This window comes from Rhizobium sp. NZLR10, assembly GCF_019685125.1.
Classification (GTDB): Bacteria; Pseudomonadota; Alphaproteobacteria; order Rhizobiales; family Rhizobiaceae; genus Rhizobium.
Genome location: NZ_JABDWE010000010.1, coordinates 76,569 through 93,073, shown reverse-complemented (window position 1 = coordinate 93,073; position 16,505 = coordinate 76,569). Strand labels below are relative to the sequence as shown.

Below are 16,505 nucleotides of genomic sequence, written 5' to 3'. Positions count from 1 at the left end.
TGCAAACCGATGCTGAAGTCTGCCATTTTGCCCGTCCACTCACCCGGCCCAGGCCGGGAAAGCATTCTTCGGGTGCTCGATGCGCCCGGACAGTCACGGTCGAAAGCGGTAGCATCCCATGCGTATTACTATTGAGCGGTCAAACCTGTTGAAATCGCTGAACCACGTGCACCGCGTGGTCGAACGTCGCAACACGATCCCGATCCTGTCCAACGTATTGCTGAAGGCCGATGGCCAGAACCTTGACATGAAGGCGACCGACCTCGACCTCGAGATTACCGAGGCGACGCCGGCAAGCGTCGAGCAGGCCGGCGCCACCACCGTTCCCGCCCATCTTCTCTACGATATCGTGCGCAAACTTTCCGACGGATCGGAAGTGCTGCTGGCGACCAGCGCCGACGGCGGCTCGATGACCGTGCAGTCCGGCCGCTCGAAATTCTCGCTGCAGTGCCTGCCGCAATCGGACTTCCCGGATCTGACCGCCGGCACCTTCACGCATTCCTTCAAGCTGAAGGCGGCCGATCTGAAAATGCTGATCGACCGCACCCAGTTCGCGATCTCGACTGAGGAGACCCGCTATTATCTCAACGGCATTTTCTTCCATACGATCGAGAGCAAGGGCGACCTGAAGCTCAGGGCGGTCGCCACCGACGGCCACCGGCTGGCGCGCGCCGATGTCGATGCGCCCTCCGGCTCCGAAGGCATGCCCGGCATCATCATTCCGCGCAAGACGGTCGGCGAACTGCAGAAGCTGGTCGACAATCCTGAAGTGATGGTGACCGTCGAGGTCTCCGACGCCAAGATCCGCCTGACAATCGGCTCGATCGTCATGACCTCAAAACTGATCGACGGCACCTTCCCGGACTACCAGCGGGTCATCCCGACGGGCAACGACAAGGAAATGCGCGTCGACTGCACGACCTTCGCCCAGGCCGTCGACCGCGTCTCGACCATCTCGTCCGAACGCGGCCGCGCCGTGAAGCTGGCGCTTTCCGAGGGGCAGTTGACGCTGACCGTCAACAATCCGGATTCCGGCAGTGCGACCGAGGAAGTCGCCGTCGGCTACGACACGGATGCGATGGAAATCGGCTTCAATGCCAAATACCTGCTCGACATTACCGCGCAGCTTTCCGGCGAAGAGGCGATCTTCCTGCTGGCCGATGCCGGCTCGCCGACGCTGATCCGCGACACGGCAGGCGACGATGCGCTCTACGTGCTGATGCCGATGCGCGTTTGACGGGAACGAAGGCCTCCCGTCTCCGTTTTTCCTCCTGTCGAAGCGGAGGATCCGATGATGACAAACACGGGAATGGTGCGCATCGGCGTATCCGGCTGGACCTATGCGCCTTGGCGTGGCCAATTCTACCCGGAGGACCTGCCGCAGAAGCAGGAGCTCTCCTACGCTGCCCGACACTTCCCGTCGATCGAGATCAACGGCACTTTCTACAGTCTGCAGCGTTCCGAAAGCTTCGGCCGCTGGCGCGACGAAGCGCCCGATGATTTCGTCTTCGCGGTCAAGGGGCCGCGCTTCATTACCCATATGCTGCGGCTGCGCGCGATTGAGACGGCGCTCGCCAATTTCCTTGCCTCCGGCCTGCTGCGGCTCGGCCCGAAGCTTGGGCCGATCCTCTGGCAATTTCCACCGAACATGGCCTTCGATGCCGATCTTTTCGAAAATTTCCTGGCGCTGTTGCCGCAGGACCGCGATGCAGCGACAGCACTTGCCAAGCGTCATGACGGGCACGTCAAGGGACGGGCCTGGCTTCGAAGCGACGGCGATCAGCCGATCCGCCACGCGCTCGAAATCCGCCACGACAGCTTCCGCTCTGCCGCCTTCATCGAGATGCTCAGACGCCACAATGTTGCGCTCGTCTGCGCCGACACGGTGGAATGGCCGCTGCTGATGGATATCACCGCCGATTTCATCTATTGCCGCCTGCATGGCTCCGAACAGCTCTATGTCAGCGGCTACGCGGACGAGGCCCTCGACCTCTGGGCAGACCGGATCCGCTCCTGGGCAACCGGCGGAGAACCGGAAAATGCGACGCGGGTGCTGGCGCCGCTTACGCCGCGCAACACGGGCCGCGACGTCTATCTCTATTTCGACAATACCGACAAGAAGCTGCGCGCGCCCATCGACGCCGATCATCTGAGCGAAAGGCTTGCCGATCTCATGCCGCGTTCGGCGCCGAAAGCCGCATGAGCTGTTGATGCCGATGTCCTCGTTGCGAAAATCCTTGTCCCGGGAACGACAACCGGCATATTAAGGCATTCGATCAACGTGCGGATGGGTGGAGAATGCGCTTACGAGTCAAGGTGAAGGAACACCTCGGGAAGAGATTCGATGAGGAGATCCGTTTCTTCCGGGGCATGATGCAGGGGCCGAAGACGGTGGGCTCGATCGTGCCGACCTCCTCGATTACCGCCAAGCGCATGGCAAGCGTCATCGACATGCATTCCGGCATGCCGGTGCTCGAACTCGGGCCGGGCACCGGCGCCATCACCAAAGCCATCCTCGGCCGCGGTGTGAAGCCGGACAATCTGGTCGCGATCGAATATTCGACGGATTTCCACCAGCATCTGCAGCGCGCCTATCCCGGCGTGCACTTCATCAACGGCGATGCCTTCGATCTTCAGGCGACGCTGGGTGAATTCGGCGACCGCACGTTCGATTGCGTCATCTCGTGCATTCCGCTTCTGAACTTCCCGATGGCGATGCGGGTGTCGCTGCTCGAAAGCCTGCTCGACCGGCTGCCGGCCGGCCGGCCGGTGGTGCAGATTTCCTATGGTGCGATCTCGCCGATCGCCGCCAATCCCGACCGCTACCATATTCAGCATTTCGACTTCGTCATGCGCAACATTCCGCCGGCGCAGCTCTGGATCTATCGGCGCGGCTGAGATGTTCGGGCTCTACATCACCCATCCGCAGGTCCGGATCGACGCCAACGTGCCGGTGCCGAAATGGGGGCTTTCCGATGTCGGCGCGGTGCGCGCCCGCAAGGCAGCGGAGAGCATCTGGGCGCGGCAGTTGCGGCGCATCGTCTCCAGCGACGAGACGAAGGCGATCGAGACAGCCGAAATTCTGGCAGAAGCCGCCGGCGTGACGATCGAGATCGTCCACGGCATGCACGAGAACGACCGTTCGGCCACCGGCTTCCTACCGCCGCCGCAATTCGAAGAGGCGGCCAACTGGTTCTTCGCCCATCCGGAAGAGAGCTTCAAAGGCTGGGAACGCGCCGTCGATGCGCAGCGCCGCATCGTCGAGGCGGTGAAGAGCGTTCTTGCCACACATGATGCGACAGCGCCGATCGCCTTCGTCGGCCATGGCGGCGTCGGCACGCTGCTCAAATGCCATCTGGCGGGCAAGCCGATCGGCCGCGACCGCGACCAGCCGGGCGGCGGTGGCAATCTCTATGCTTTCGGCCTTGCGGATCGGCTCCTATCATGCGACTGGACACCCATCGAAGACTGGCAGGGGTGACTTCAGATGGACGCACGCGAGCGGTTGATCGTCGGCCTGGATGTTCCAACGATCGACGAGGCGGAAAGACTGGTTTCAACGCTCGGCGACGACATTGTCTTCTATAAGATCGGCTATCAGCTGGTCTTTGCCGGCGGCCTCGAATTTGCCCGCGACCTTGCCGCAAGCGGCAAGAAGGTCTTTCTCGACATGAAGCTGCTCGACATCGACAACACGGTTGCGTCAGGCGTCGAGAACATCGCCAAGATGGGCATGTCGATGCTGACGCTGCACGCCTATCCGAAGGCGATGAAGGCGGCAGTCGAGGCAGCGGCCGGTTCCAGCCTCTGCCTGCTCGGCGTCACCGTGCTGACCTCGATGGATGCCGACGACCTTGCCGATGCCGGCTATAGCCAAGATCCGCACAGCCTGGTGCTGCGCCGCGCCGGACAGGCGCGAGTTGCCGGCATGGGCGGCATCGTCTGCTCAGCGGCGGAGGCGGCCGAGGTGCGCGAGATCGTCGGGCCCGACATGGCAATCGTCACCCCCGGCATTCGACCGACCGGCAGCGACCATGGCGACCAGAAGCGGGTGATGACGCCGTTCGACGCGCTGAAGGCGGGGGCGACGCATCTCGTCGTTGCCCGGCCGATCGTCAAGGCGCCCGATCCCCGGCAAGCGGCCCGCGCCGTCCTCAACGAAATGGTCGGCGCGCTCTGGCCGGCAAACCGCTGACAGAACCCAACACAAAAGGGAGAAGATCATGGCCAAGGGATACTGGATCGCCCGCGTCGATGTTCGCGATGCCGAGCGCTACATGGATTACGTGGCGGCGGCCAAGCCGGCCTTCGAAAAATACGGCGCGAATTTCCTGGCGCGCGGCGGCGCCTTCACCGAACTCGAGGGCAAGGCGCGGGTGCGCAACGTGGTGATCGAATTCCCCTCGCTGCAGCATGCGGTCGACTGCTATAATTCGCCGGAATACCAGATCGCCGCGAAAATCCGTCAGGAAGTGGCGGATGCGGAAATGGTCGTCGTCGAGGGCGTCTGACCCGGCTCGAATCCGCAAAAACTGAGGGCGCGATAGGCCTTCCCGTCGCGCCGGGATTGGGCTAAGACGGAGCCGATACAGCATCCCGCCAAGCCTTTCGAGGAGCCTGCCATGACCCTTGCCAACCTGCCGCCGCTCGTCACCGTATTCGGAGGGTCCGGCTTTGTGGGCAGGCACGTGGTCCGGGCACTCGCCAAGCGCGGTTATAATATCCGCGTCGCCGTGCGCCGTCCCGATCTCGCCAATTTCCTGCAGCCGCTCGGCAATGTCGGCCAGATCTCCTTCGTACAGGCGAACCTTCGCTATCGCAGCTCGATCGACCGCGCCGTCGACGGTGCGAGCCACGTCGTCAATTGCGTCGGCATTCTGCACGAGACCGGCCGCAACACCTTCGACGCCGTGCAGGAATTCGGCGCCCGCGCGGTTGCCGAAGCGGCGCGCGGCGCAGGCGCCACGCTGACCCATATTTCGGCGATCGGCGCCAATGTGAATTCGGATTCAGGTTATGGCCGCACCAAGGGCCGTGCCGAAACCGCAATCCTCTCCATCAAGCCCGATGCGGTGATCTTGCGTCCGTCGATCGTCTTCGGACCGGAGGACAGCTTCTTCAACAAGTTTGCCGATATGGCCCGCATGTCGCCCGTCCTGCCCTTGGTCGGCGGCGGCAAGACGAAATTCCAGCCGGTCTATGTCGAGGATATCGCCGAGGCCGTTGCCCGCGCCGTCGATGGCAAGGTCGCAGGCGGCAAGATCTATGAGCTTGGCGGGCCTGAGGTCTTGAGCTTCCGCGAATGTCTCGAGACAATGCTGAAGGTGACGTGCCGCAAGAACCCGCTGGTCTCCCTGCCCTTCAGCGTCGCTTCGCTGATCGGCAGCATCGCTTCGCTGATCCCCTTCGTGACGCCGCCGATCACCCCGGATCAGGTTCGCATGCTGAGATACGACAACATCGTCTCCGCAGCAGCCGAGGCGGAAGGCCGCACCCTGCAGGGCCTCGGCATCACGCCGACCATGGCAGCGTCGGTGCTCGACTCCTATCTCGTGCATTATCGGCCGCATGGCCAGTACACGGGCACCGGCAAGGCCGCCTGACCAATTTTTTGAATCTTCGGAACGACGCCGTTCGCGCATGACGCGGACGGCGTTTTGCTTTGCCGGCTCAAGCAAAGCTGGCACAAGTTTGAAATGGTGTTGTGCCGGCCATACCAAGTGCAGTTGCATAAAAGACGCATCGGGAATTTTGTGGAATTAACGCCAAATTTAGCAGGAACGTTTATTGCTATTTGCCATTCCACTGACTACCAAACCCGCGCGTCTTCCGACGGACTCAACGCCTGGGATCGCGTACGGCAATCACTGTGAAAGGCAATTCTCGATGGGCAAGTCAATCGCGCTCCTTTTTGCGTGTGCGGCGCTAATTATCCTGGCAGGCTCCTTTGTGGCGCCAGGTTCTGTCGCGGCGATAAAGGGTGATTGCTCGCCGGCCTACGGCGTCGATCCTTGCTCGACGGCTTCGATCAGCCATTGACGAAAAGGCCGCGCCTCGATGCCGGCCTCACAAAGACAAGCAGCGGCCGGAGCGTCTGAAGCAGGACGTTCCCAATAAACGCTCGGTCTTGCCGGCTTTAAAAGCAGCGGGCGTCTACTCTTTCAACATTGCTATCTGAAAAATCGGCTGCTTCCGGAAATCGGGGGCTTGATGGCCAAGCGCGCCGGGGCATTTGCATTCGCGCCTGGAGATCGCGCGAATGCAATGCGTTTTTAGGAATGTCTCAGGCGATCAGGCCGGTTGCCGCCATGCCAAGCAGCAAGACACCGAGAATGATGCGGTAGACGGCAAACAGCGTGAAGCGGTTGCTTCTGATATAGGCCAGCAGCCATTTGACGGCGACGAATGCGACGACCGTGGAAACAACGAAGGCGATGCCGAGCGCCGTCCAGTCTTCGTTTGCCGCGCCGCCATCCTTGAAAGTCTTCAGCAATTCATAGCCGCTCGCGGCATACATGGTGGGGATACCGACGAGAAAGGCGAATTCGGTCGCAGCGGCGCGGTTGCCGGTGCCGGCCAGCATGGCGACGAAAATCGTGGCGCCGGAGCGCGAGGTTCCCGGGAAGACGCCCGCAACGATCTGGGCGATGCCGACCAGGATGGCGACAAGCCAGGTGATCTCCTTATGGGGGGCTTTGCGCGCCGCGGCCCATTCGGCGAAGATCATCCAGATACCGCCGATGATAAGCGCCCAGGCGATCGGCGTTGCGGTCTCCGGCAGTTCAAAGCCGAGCTTCTTGACGATAAGTCCGAGAATTGCGGTGATGAGGAAGGCGGCGATCAGCTTGGCGGCGTAATCGCGGTTCTCCGGCACCCGCCAGCCCAGCAGCAGATCCAGCAGGCGACGCCAATAAATGATGGTGACGGCGAGGATAGCACCCGCCTGAATGACGATGTTGAACATGTCCGACCGGTGGCCGAGCCATTGCTCCGCAATGATGAGATGGCCGGTGCTCGAGATCGGCAGAAACTCGGTGATCCCCTCGATGACACCGAGAATGGCAGCATTGATATAGTCCATAAATTGTCTCCGGTTTAAAGGTCGGTCAGACTTGAGCCGCGCTTGAGCCTAGCTTCAGCCGATCAGGCGCGGCCGCTATCCTCATACGCAAGAAGCGTGTTTTGTCTTTCGTCAGTTGGCGTGAAAGCCGATTCGCTTGTATTGGCCGGGCCAAACTCCTATAGCTTCAACCAATGAGTCATGACTAGGGCGCTATAACCGAGCTGCCACACAGTCCTGTAACAGCAATCATAAAGCCCGAGTATCGATGCCCACGCTTTATCATCATCCCATGTCATCCGCATCCCGCTTCGTCCGGCTGATCCTGGCCGAATACGGCTATCAGGCCGATCTGATCGAGGAGCAGACATGGGAGAAGCGCCGGGATTTCCTGGCGCTCAACCCGGCCGGCACGCTGCCGGTCTATGTCGACGACAGCATGCGGGCGCTCTGCGGCGCGACCGTCATTTCCGAGTACCTGGACGAGACGCACGGCGTGTTGAAACGCGATCGGCGGCTGCTCGCCGAGGACCCGTTCCAGCGGGCGGAAATCCGCCGGCTGAGCGAATGGTTCATGCAGAAGATGGAAAACGACGTGACCAAGCCGCTCGCTCGCGAGCGTGTCTACAAGTTGCAGATGACCGCCGATCAGGGCGGCGGAGCGCCAGATTCGAAGGTTTTGCGCACGGCCCGCGCGAATATTCGCCAGCATATGCGCTATCTCACCTGGCTTGCCGGCTCGCGCCAGTGGCTGGCTGGCGAGCGGATGAGTTATGCCGACCTTGCCGCCGCGGCCTCGATTTCGATCCTCGACTATCTCGGCGAGATCGACTGGGCGGATGCGCCCCTCGTCAAGGACTGGTACCAGCGGCTGAAGTCGCGTCCCTCCTTCCGGCCGATGCTGACCGAACGGGTGCGCGGGCTGACGCCGGTTTCGCACTATGCCGACCTGGATTTCTGACGAGGGCTCTTCATGCCCGAAGCTGATAGAGATGACAAAGAGCGCCGCCGCCGCGACAATTTGACCGCGTTGGTGCGGGCGGAATCCGCCGCCAAGGGCTTCGATCTCTGTCGCATCACGCGGCCCGACGCGATCCCGCAAGCGAAGGAGCGCCTTGGCGAGTTCATCGATGCCGGGTGGCACGGAACGATGGCGTGGATGGCGGAGACGCGCGAACGGCGCGGCGATCCGCTGACACTCTGGAGCGAGGTGCGCTCCGTCGTCGTCTTCGGCCTCAATTACACCCCGGAGGAAGATCCGCGCGGCATTCTCGACAAGCCGGACAGAGCGGCGATCTCCGTCTATGCGCGCAACCGCGATTATCACGACATCATCAAGGGCCGGCTGAAGGAGATCGCCACGCGCTTTGCGGCACGCGCCGGCGCCGATGTGAAGGTGTTCGTCGATACCGCGCCTGTGATGGAAAAGCCGCTGGCGGCGGCAGCCGGCCTCGGCTGGCAGGGCAAACACACCAACCTCGTCAGCCGCATACACGGTTCGTGGCTGTTTCTCGGCACGATGTTCACCACGGCGGATCTTGCCGTCGATGCTGCGGAGACCGATCATTGCGGCTCCTGCCGCGCTTGTCTCGACGTCTGCCCGACGGCCGCCTTCCCGGCGCCTTACCAGATCGATGCGCGGCGCTGCATCTCCTATCTCACCATCGAGCACAAGGGGCCGATCGACCCCGATCTGCGGCCGCTGATCGGCAATCGCATCTATGGCTGCGACGACTGTCTGGCCGCCTGCCCCTGGAACAAGTTCGCAAGCTCCGCTTCCGAGATGAAGCTGAAGGCACGGGAAGATCTGCGCGAGCCGACGATCGCCTTTCTGCTGACGCTCGACGATGCCGGCTTCCGCATCTTCTTCAGCGGCTCGCCGGTGAAGCGGATCGGCCGCGACCGCTTTATCCGCAATGTGCTGATCGCCGCCGGCAATTCCGGCGAGACGGCGCTGGTCGGGCAATGTCGTTTACTCGCCGACGATGCCTCGCCGGTGGTGCGCGGGATGGCGGTCTGGGCGCTGTCGCGGCTGATGGAGGCTGGCGAATTTACGGGTTTTGCCGCACGAAGGGCAGACGAGAGTGACGACGACGTGCTGAACGAATGGCGGCTGGCGGGAGTGAGCTGATGCATGTGATGATCTTTGGCTGCGGTTATTCCGGCACGGCGATCGCCAAGGCCTTCGCCCGCAACGGCGTGCGCATTTCCGGCACCACGCGCTCGGCCGACAAGGTGGAGGCGCTCCGGCAAAACGGCGTCGAAGCCTTCCTTTTCGATGGCGAGACCCTGGACGACCAGTTGCGCCGAGCCCTGGAGAGCGTCACCCATCTCGTGCAGTCGATCGCGCCGGGGAAGGGTGACCCGCTGCTGCGGCTGCTCGGCGAAGGCGGCGCAAGCCTGCCGCCCAGGCTCGAATGGATCGGCTATCTCTCCACGGTCGGCGTCTATGGCGATCACAAGGGCGCCTGGATCAACGAGGACACTCCGTGTGTTCCGGTTTCCGGGCGGTCGAAGGAGCGGCTCGAGGCGGAAGAGGGCTGGCTGGCGATGGGCCGGGAGCGCGGCGTGCCGGCGGCGGTGCTCCGGCTTGCCGGCATCTATGGGCCGGGACGCAATGCCTTCTGCAATCTGGACAAGGGCACGGCCCGACGGCTGATCAAGAAGGACCAGGTGTTCAACCGTATCCGCGTCGAGGATATCGGTGCGGCGGCCCGCTTCCTGTCGGATGGTGGCCTCGGCGGCATCTATAATGTCACCGATGACCGGCCCGGCCCGCCGCAGGATGTGATCGTCGAGGCGGCGCGGCTGATGGGCGTCGCACCGCCACCGGAGCAGGCCTTCGAAACCGCCGAACTGTCACCGATGGCGCGCTCCTTCTACGGCGAGAACAAACGGGTTTCGAATGCGAAACTGAAGGCCGCCGGCTTCGAATTCTCCTTCCCGAACTATCCGATGTCGCTTGCGCAATTGTGGCAGGACGGACGTTGGCGGGGTTAGAACCGGCTGCTCGATGTGACCGACGTCATCGCCCAAAATGAGTAGGAAATTCCTACTTTCCGCATTTGGCGGGACGATTTTCGCCCTTTATTATAGTTAACGGCCTTTAAATTTGCGCAAATGTGGCAGCAAATATGGCAAAGTCGGAAAAAAATTTTTGCGATTTTTGTGAACGCCGGGATGTTAACCATTCTTCTGAAAAATTCGTTCGGATTTTAACTGATTTCATTGTGTTTTTTCTGTCGCAGTGATCGCCGCCCGTTTCCGAAATTCCCCCGTCGCGCTCACGAATGTTACAGATTGTAATATTCCGTGATCAACCGCGGCACTTTTTCGCCACTTTTTCACAGATTTAAGCCCCGCCGCCTGTTGAGGCGTTGCGTTCAATAGTTGAGGGATACTCTGTTTTGAAGAAAATACGTCGTTCTATTATCGCTGCCGTAACTATTGCAGCCTGCTCTTCCGTGCTTCCGGCGGAGAGTTTTGCTGGAGATGGTTGCGGCGGTGCTTCATGGTACGCACTTCACTCCAAAACTGCTTCCGGGGAACGTATGAACCCTGCCGTCTTGACTGCCGCACATCGTTCGCTTGCGTTCGGCACCAAGGTGAAGGTCACCAACCGCAACAATGGCCGCACCGTCGTCGTTCGCATTAACGATCGCGGTCCGTTCATCCGCGGCCGGGTGCTCGACCTGTCCCGCGCCGCCGCCCAGAATATCGGCATGGTGAGCTCCGGCACGGCGAAGGTCTGCTACCAGGTAATCAGCTAAGGCGTACTGCCGGACAACCAGCTGCGCCGTCAGCGGCGCTTGCTCTTGCCGTCAATCGCGGTTACCACGCGGTTGAGACTTGTGAACATTCCGCCCCGCGCCTGTCGCGCCCGTGCGGATCGGTCGCAGGCCATGGCAATTAGGAGACTTTGAATGCGTCTGGGCGGCCGCCTCGAAGGGGCGATTTCTGTGCTCGCGGATATCGATGCCCGCAAGCGGCCCGTCGCCGACGCGCTGAAGGACTGGGGCCTCGCGCATCGTTTCGCCGGCTCCGGCGATCGTGCCGCAATCGGCAACATCGTCTATGACGCCCTGCGCATGCGGCTTTCCCATGCCTGGCTGATGGATGACGACAGCGCTGCAGCCATTGCCCATGCCGTCATGTTCCGCCAATGGGGTTTCACACCCGACAGCCTTGCCGCCGAACTGGCGGACGACAAATTTGCGCCGGCGCCGCTGAACGCCGATGCCGCTGCGGCATTTGCCAGCCGCTCGCTCGACGATGCGCCGCCGCATATCCGCGGTGATATCCCCGAATGGGTCCAATCCTCCTTCGAACAAGCCTTCGGCGCCAGCTGGCTCGCCGAGGCACAGGCGCTTGCCGCCCGCCCGACGCTCGATCTGCGCGCCAACATCCTGAAGTCCTCCCGCGACAAGGCCGTCAAGGCGCTCGAACGAGCCGGCGCGCAGGCGGCGAAGATCGCTCGCTACGGCATCCGGATTGCCGCCGGCGAAGGCGCTTCGCGTCTACCCAACGTGACAGCCGAGCTTTCGTTCCAAAAGGGCTGGTTCGAAGTTCAGGACGAAGGATCGCAGATCGTCGCCGACCTGGTGCTTGCCCATGAGGGCGACCAGGTTCTCGACTATTGCGCCGGCGGCGGCGGCAAGACGCTCGCCATGGCGGCCGCCATGCAGAACAAGGGGCAGGTTCACGCCTATGACGCCGACCGCAAACGGCTGGCGCCGATCATCGAGCGGCTGAAGCGGGCGGGCACGCGCAATGTCCAGGTGCATGACGACGCTAGGGCGCTTTCCAGCCTTGCCGGGCGCTGCGACAAGGTGCTGGTCGACGCGCCGTGCACCGGCACCGGCACATGGCGCCGCCGCCCCGATACGAAATGGCGGCTGACGGCAAAGAACCTCGACGAACGCACCGCCCAGCAGCAGGATGCGCTGACGCAGGCAAGTGGCTTCGTCAAGCCAGGCGGCGAGCTGATCTACGTCACCTGCTCGGTGCTGCCCCAGGAAAACGAGGAACAGGTGCGCCGCTTTACGGCTGGCCATCCTGATTTCCAGATCGTCAGCGCCCTGCCCGCCTGGGATGCGCTCTTCGGGAAAGACGTCTCACGTCCGCACTCTTCCGACGGCCTGACGGTGACGCTGACGCCCGCCTCCACCGATACGGACGGCTTCTTCTTCTGCCGCATGCAGCGGAAGGGCTGAGGGCGGTTGCTGCCGCTTTTTCAAGCAGATGCGCTTGGAAGAGCGTGCCTGCGGCGGCTATCCAATCTTACAATCATTCCAAACTAGAGTGTTTGACACAAGTTTGCTTTTGGGCGAAGAGACGGAGCCCGATTATAGCGCCGCGCGTCTTATCAGACGCGCAAAGGACGCTGTAACAGTTTGAATCGGCGCATCGTGCTTTCCGAAAATCGATGCCGATTTTCGGGCCGATGCGCTAGACGGAATATCCGTCACAGGAGAGGATCATGAAGCTCAACACATTCCGCGCAGCCGTGCTGGCGATTGCCCCCGCCGCCCTGCTCGCCCTGCCCGCCCATGCCGAGACCGATGCTGCCGCCGTGGTCAAACACTATGCCGACGTCGGACATGCGAAATACGAAGACTCGCTGACGACGGCAAAGGCGCTCGATACCGCAATCGACGCTTTCCTGAAGGCGCCGACCGACGCGACGCTGAAGGGAGCCCGGGACGCCTGGATCAAGGCGCGCGTTCCCTATCAGCAGACGGAAGTCTATCGCTTCGGCAATCCGATTGTCGACGACTGGGAAGGCGAGGTCAACTCATGGCCGCTCGATGAAGGCCTGATCGATTATGTCGATCCCTCCTATGGCAGCGAGAGCGACGAAAATTCGCTCTATGTGGCAAATGTCATTGCTAACAAGACGATCAAGATCGACGGCAAGGATGTCGACGCTTCCAAGCTGACGCCGGAATTCCTCTCCGGCACGCTCGCCGGGGCCGGCGGCATCGATGCCAATGTCGCGACCGGCTACCACGCCATCGAATTCCTGCTCTGGGGCCAGGATCTGAACGGCACGGGACCTGGCGCGGGCAACCGCCCGGCAACGGATTACGACCTGAAGAACTGCACGCACGGCAATTGCGACCGCCGCGCCGAATATCTGAAATCCGCCTCCACCCTGCTGGTGTCCGACCTGCAGGAAATGACCGACAACTGGAAGGCGGACGGCGCTGCGACGAAGAATGTCGAAGCCGACCCGAAGGCCGGTCTCGTCGCGATCCTGACGGGCATGGGTTCGCTTTCCTACGGCGAGCTGGCCGGCGAGCGCATGAAACTCGGCCTGCTGCTGCACGATCCGGAAGAAGAGCATGATTGCTTCTCGGACAATACCTACAACTCGCATCTGAACGACGCGATCGGCATCGCCGCCGCCTATACCGGCAACTATACCCGGGTCGACGGCACCAAGCTCAGCGGTCCATCGCTGCACGATCTAGTGGCCGCCAAGGACAAGGCGCTCGACGCCGAGATGGAAGACAAGCTCAACAAGACGCTCGATGCGATGAATGCCATGGCAAAGCGCGGCGAGACGGTCGAGAAATACGACCAGATGATCGGTGAGGGCAACAAGGAAGGCAATGCCGTCGTCCAGGCCGCCATCGCCGGGCTGATCGACCAGACGAAATCGGTGCAGCGCGTTATTGCCGCACTCGATCTCGGCACGGTTCAGCTTGAAGGTTCCGACAGCTTGGATAATCCTAACGCCGTCTTCAAATAAGCAAAAAGGCGGGCCGCTTCGATAACGGAGCGGCCCGAACCCTGAAATGTCGCATGCCCCGGCCCGCCGATTGATCGCCAGCGCAGTGCTCTGCGCCACGCTTGCCGGTTTTTCCGCAGCACTTGCCGCCGGTTTCGATCTGCCGGCGAAACGCATCGACCTTTCCGAAGCCGATCTCAAGCGCGTCACCGACGTGACGCGGCCGACCAAGGATTTTTCGAAGGCCGAGCAATACGAAGCGATGCAGGCGGGTGCTACGACTTCGATCGACCCGGTCACCGAAGACAGCTTCTCGCATATTTCGGCCAACATCCCCTTCGAGGAAGAGCAGAATTTCAGGCTCGGCAATTCGCTCTTCCGCAAGCTCTGGGTTTCCGCTCCCTCCTCGACGCAGGCCTCCGATGGCCTTGGGCCGCTTTTCAACGCCCGCTCCTGCATCAGTTGCCATGTCAATGACGGCCGCGGCAAACCGCCGGAGGGTGGCCCAAGTGCTGTCTCGATGCTGCTGCGGCTTTCGCGAGCAGCCGCAACGCCGGACGAGGAAAAGGCGATCGCGGGAGCTGACGTCGTCAACTTCCCCGATCCGGTTTATGGCCATCAGCTGCAGGACTTTGCCGTTCCCGGCCTTGCTGCCGAAGGCCGGATGGCAATCAACTATGATGAAGAGAAGGTGACGCTCGGCGATGGCGAGACCGTATCGCTGCGCCGGCCGCATTATGCGGTGACGAACCTTGCCTATGGATCGCTCGATCAGGCGACGACAATTTCGCCGCGTGTCGCCTCGGCCATGATCGGCCTTGGGCTGATCGAGGCGATTCCCGAGGCCGATATCCTTGCCCATGCCGACCCAGACGATGCCGATGGCGACGGCATCTCCGGCAAGGCGGCGATGGTGCGCGACCACCGCAGCGGCGAGGTTACACTCGGCCGGTTCGGCTGGAAGGCGCAGAACGCCACGGTGCGCGACCAGAGTGCCGATGCCTTTGCCAGCGATATCGGCATCTCGACATCCGATCAGCCGAATGCGCAGGGCGATTGCACCAAGGCGGAAGAGAAATGCCTTGATATGCCGACCGGCGTACAGAAACGGCTGGGGGCGCAAGAGGCACCGGATCCCATTCTCGACCTAGTGACCTTCTATTCCGAAAACCTTGCCGTTCCGGCCCGCCGCAAGGCGAGCTTTCCCGAGACGCTGAAGGGCAAGCGGATCTTCTACGACAGCGGCTGCATTTCCTGCCATGTGCCGAAATTCGTCACCCGCAGGGATTCGCCCGACAAGGCGCAATCCTTCCAGCTGATCTGGCCCTATTCCGACTTTCTTCTGCACGATATGGGCGACGGGCTTGCCGACGGGCAGCAGGTCGGTCTTGCAAGCGGACGTGAATGGCGCACACCACCGCTATGGGGTATAGGACTGACCCGGACGGTCAGCGGACACAGCTTTTTCCTGCATGACGGCCGTGCGAGGGATCTCACCGAGGCGATCCTCTGGCATGGCGGCGAAGCTGAAAAGGCCCGCAACGCTTTCTCCTCCCGGTCAAAAGACGACAGGGCGGCCCTGATTACATTCCTGGAGTCACTTTGATGCGCCTTTGGCACCCCCTGCTCTGCCTCACTCTGATCGGCCTGGCCACATCGGCGGTCGCCCAGACCGCCGCCACCCCTCCGGCAGGGCTGAACGAGGATGCCGTTCCGTCGGTCATGCAGCGCGCCGTCGACGAAGTCATCCGCCCCGGTTATCGCAACATGCAGCAATCGGCCGCCCGGCTGACGACGGCGATGAAGGATCTCTGCGACGACGGCACGCAGCAGAAGCTCGACAAGGCCAAATCCACATTTGACGACACCATCCGCTACTGGTCGATCATCGAGATCGTCCAGACCGGGCCTGTCATCCAGGACAATCTCTTCGAGCACATCCTGTTTTACCCCGACCGCAAGGGCGTCGGCCTGAAGCAGGTGCAGGCGCTGATCGCCAAGGCCGATCCGAAGGATGCGGCGGTCGATGCGATCGCCGGCAAGAGCGTTGCGCTGCAGGGCCTGACGGCGCTGGAATACGTGCTTTACGGCAATGGCGCCGACGATCTCGTCAAGCAGAAGGGCGGCTTCCGCTGCCTTTACGGCCAGGCGGTTGCCGGAAACATCCAGCGTGAGGCCGGCGAAGTCGTCGCCGCCTGGGAAAAGCCCGACGGCGTGCAGGCGAGCTGGAAACATCCAGGCCCGCAGAGCAACGATTTCATGGACAACAAGGAAGCGGTGACCGCGCTGCTCGGCATTCTCGTCCACGGCGCGGAGAATGTCCGCGACCAGCGGCTCGAACAGTTCTACAAGGGCAAGGACACCGCACCGCGCCCGCGCATGGCGATCTACTGGCGCTCGAAAAACACCTGGAAATCGATGGCCGCCAATCTGGAGGGACTGCGCACGCTCTGGCAGAAGGCCGGCATGGCCGAACTTCTGCCGCCGGACAAACAGCCGATCGCCGCCTCAATCGACGAGGATTTCAAATCGCTGCTCGACAGCGTGCCGAAACTCAATCCCGACATCGATGCCGCCTTAAGCGATGCGGAGAAGGCCAAGCTCGATACGCTGCTGGCCGAGAGCCGCGATCTGATCACCCGGATCAGCGACGAATATGGCGCCGCCATCGGCCTTTCGGCCGGCTTTTCCTTTTCGGACGGGGACTGAACC

The 16,505-nt window shown here is 62.0% G+C and carries 16 protein-coding genes; 15 read left to right on the top strand and 1 reads right to left on the bottom strand.

What is annotated here, in order from left to right:
• Positions 1-118 precede the first annotated feature (118 nt).
• From dnaN to HJB82_RS16630, 7 genes are all read left to right on the top strand, one after another.
• The gene (dnaN, locus tag HJB82_RS16660; RefSeq protein WP_207582589.1) at positions 119-1,237 is read left to right on the top strand and encodes a DNA polymerase III subunit beta; all 1,119 of its coding nucleotides are present in this window, start codon (positions 119-121) and stop codon (positions 1,235-1,237) included.
• A 54-nt stretch (positions 1,238-1,291) separates the two neighbouring features.
• Positions 1,292-2,203, top strand: coding sequence for a DUF72 domain-containing protein (locus tag HJB82_RS16655; RefSeq protein WP_207582588.1), 912 nt, complete (start codon positions 1,292-1,294; stop codon positions 2,201-2,203).
• Positions 2,204-2,298: 95 nt separating this feature from the next.
• Positions 2,299-2,898 carry a phospholipid N-methyltransferase PmtA gene (gene pmtA, locus HJB82_RS16650; RefSeq protein ID WP_207582587.1) on the top strand — a complete coding sequence of 200 codons (600 nt, stop codon included), beginning with the start codon at positions 2,299-2,301 and terminating at the stop codon, positions 2,896-2,898.
• Position 2,899: 1 nt separating this feature from the next.
• Positions 2,900-3,481, top strand: coding sequence for a histidine phosphatase family protein (locus HJB82_RS16645; RefSeq protein ID WP_221116688.1), 582 nt, complete (start codon positions 2,900-2,902; stop codon positions 3,479-3,481).
• Positions 3,482-3,487: 6 nt separating this feature from the next.
• Positions 3,488-4,195, top strand: a complete 708-nt coding sequence (gene pyrF / locus HJB82_RS16640) for an orotidine-5'-phosphate decarboxylase (protein ID WP_221116687.1) — start codon at positions 3,488-3,490, stop codon at positions 4,193-4,195.
• Between the two features lie 28 nt (positions 4,196-4,223).
• On the top strand, positions 4,224-4,511 hold the full coding sequence (locus tag HJB82_RS16635) for a DUF1330 domain-containing protein (RefSeq protein ID WP_221116686.1): 288 nt from the start codon (positions 4,224-4,226) through the stop codon (positions 4,509-4,511).
• 111 nt (positions 4,512-4,622) lie between these two features.
• Positions 4,623-5,603, top strand: coding sequence for a complex I NDUFA9 subunit family protein (locus HJB82_RS16630; protein ID WP_221116685.1), 981 nt, complete (start codon positions 4,623-4,625; stop codon positions 5,601-5,603).
• Between the two features lie 680 nt (positions 5,604-6,283).
• On the opposite strand, the gene HJB82_RS16625 is transcribed toward HJB82_RS16630, so the two are convergent.
• On the bottom strand, positions 6,284-7,081 hold the full coding sequence (locus tag HJB82_RS16625; protein WP_207582582.1) for an undecaprenyl-diphosphate phosphatase: 798 nt from the start codon (positions 7,079-7,081) through the stop codon (positions 6,284-6,286).
• Positions 7,082-7,328: 247 nt separating this feature from the next.
• Here HJB82_RS16625 and HJB82_RS16620 point away from each other — a divergent pair, with 247 nt between their 5' ends.
• The 8 genes from HJB82_RS16620 to HJB82_RS16585 all read left to right on the top strand — a co-directional run bounded on the left by HJB82_RS16620 (position 7,329) and on the right by HJB82_RS16585 (position 16,502).
• Positions 7,329-8,021, top strand: a complete 693-nt coding sequence (locus HJB82_RS16620; RefSeq protein WP_207582581.1) for a glutathione S-transferase family protein — start codon at positions 7,329-7,331, stop codon at positions 8,019-8,021.
• A 12-nt stretch (positions 8,022-8,033) separates the two neighbouring features.
• Positions 8,034-9,191, top strand: coding sequence for a tRNA epoxyqueuosine(34) reductase QueG (gene queG / locus HJB82_RS16615; protein WP_221132396.1), 1,158 nt, complete (start codon positions 8,034-8,036; stop codon positions 9,189-9,191).
• A complete protein-coding gene (locus HJB82_RS16610) occupies positions 9,191-10,060 on the top strand; it encodes an SDR family oxidoreductase (RefSeq protein WP_221132395.1) in 870 nt (289 codons plus the stop codon). The genes queG and HJB82_RS16610 overlap by 1 nt, the downstream gene beginning before the upstream one ends.
• 407 nt (positions 10,061-10,467) lie before the next feature.
• Positions 10,468-10,830 (top strand): septal ring lytic transglycosylase RlpA family protein, encoded by a 363-nt coding sequence (locus HJB82_RS16605; protein WP_221116681.1) that lies wholly within the window; start codon positions 10,468-10,470, stop codon positions 10,828-10,830.
• Positions 10,831-10,983: 153 nt separating this feature from the next.
• Positions 10,984-12,273, top strand: a complete 1,290-nt coding sequence (locus HJB82_RS16600; RefSeq protein WP_207582577.1) for an RsmB/NOP family class I SAM-dependent RNA methyltransferase — start codon at positions 10,984-10,986, stop codon at positions 12,271-12,273.
• 266 nt (positions 12,274-12,539) lie between these two features.
• Complete coding sequence (locus tag HJB82_RS16595; RefSeq protein WP_207582576.1) at positions 12,540-13,814, top strand: imelysin family protein; 1,275 nt, start codon at positions 12,540-12,542, stop codon at positions 13,812-13,814.
• 46 nt (positions 13,815-13,860) lie between these two features.
• A complete protein-coding gene (locus tag HJB82_RS16590; protein WP_221140696.1) occupies positions 13,861-15,399 on the top strand; it encodes a di-heme oxidoredictase family protein in 1,539 nt (512 codons plus the stop codon).
• Entirely contained in the window at positions 15,399-16,502 is a 1,104-nt protein-coding gene (locus HJB82_RS16585) for an imelysin family protein (protein WP_221140695.1), read from the top strand. Before HJB82_RS16590 ends, HJB82_RS16585 begins: the two co-directional genes overlap by 1 nt.
• Positions 16,503-16,505: the final 3 nt, after the last annotated feature.

What these genes read in the sequence shown, in the direction of transcription:
- HJB82_RS16610 (WP_221132395.1), top strand. Translation starts at nt 9,191, where the DNA reads ATGCATGTGATGATCTTTGGCTGCGGTTATTCCGGCACGGCGATCGCC.
- dnaN (WP_207582589.1), top strand. Translation starts at nt 119, where the DNA reads ATGCGTATTACTATTGAGCGGTCAAACCTGTTGAAATCGCTGAACCAC.
- HJB82_RS16590 (WP_221140696.1), top strand. Translation starts at nt 13,861, where the DNA reads ATGTCGCATGCCCCGGCCCGCCGATTGATCGCCAGCGCAGTGCTCTGC.
- HJB82_RS16655 (WP_207582588.1), top strand. Translation starts at nt 1,292, where the DNA reads ATGATGACAAACACGGGAATGGTGCGCATCGGCGTATCCGGCTGGACC.
- HJB82_RS16630 (WP_221116685.1), top strand. Translation starts at nt 4,623, where the DNA reads ATGACCCTTGCCAACCTGCCGCCGCTCGTCACCGTATTCGGAGGGTCC.
- pyrF (WP_221116687.1), top strand. Translation starts at nt 3,488, where the DNA reads ATGGACGCACGCGAGCGGTTGATCGTCGGCCTGGATGTTCCAACGATC.
- HJB82_RS16600 (WP_207582577.1), top strand. Translation starts at nt 10,984, where the DNA reads ATGCGTCTGGGCGGCCGCCTCGAAGGGGCGATTTCTGTGCTCGCGGAT.
- HJB82_RS16595 (WP_207582576.1), top strand. Translation starts at nt 12,540, where the DNA reads ATGAAGCTCAACACATTCCGCGCAGCCGTGCTGGCGATTGCCCCCGCC.
- HJB82_RS16620 (WP_207582581.1), top strand. Translation starts at nt 7,329, where the DNA reads ATGCCCACGCTTTATCATCATCCCATGTCATCCGCATCCCGCTTCGTC.
- HJB82_RS16585 (WP_221140695.1), top strand. Translation starts at nt 15,399, where the DNA reads ATGCGCCTTTGGCACCCCCTGCTCTGCCTCACTCTGATCGGCCTGGCC.
- pmtA (WP_207582587.1), top strand. Translation starts at nt 2,299, where the DNA reads ATGCGCTTACGAGTCAAGGTGAAGGAACACCTCGGGAAGAGATTCGAT.
- queG (WP_221132396.1), top strand. Translation starts at nt 8,034, where the DNA reads ATGCCCGAAGCTGATAGAGATGACAAAGAGCGCCGCCGCCGCGACAAT.
- HJB82_RS16635 (WP_221116686.1), top strand. Translation starts at nt 4,224, where the DNA reads ATGGCCAAGGGATACTGGATCGCCCGCGTCGATGTTCGCGATGCCGAG.
- HJB82_RS16625 (WP_207582582.1), bottom strand. Translation starts at nt 7,081, where the DNA reads ATGGACTATATCAATGCTGCCATTCTCGGTGTCATCGAGGGGATCACC.
- HJB82_RS16645 (WP_221116688.1), top strand. Translation starts at nt 2,900, where the DNA reads ATGTTCGGGCTCTACATCACCCATCCGCAGGTCCGGATCGACGCCAAC.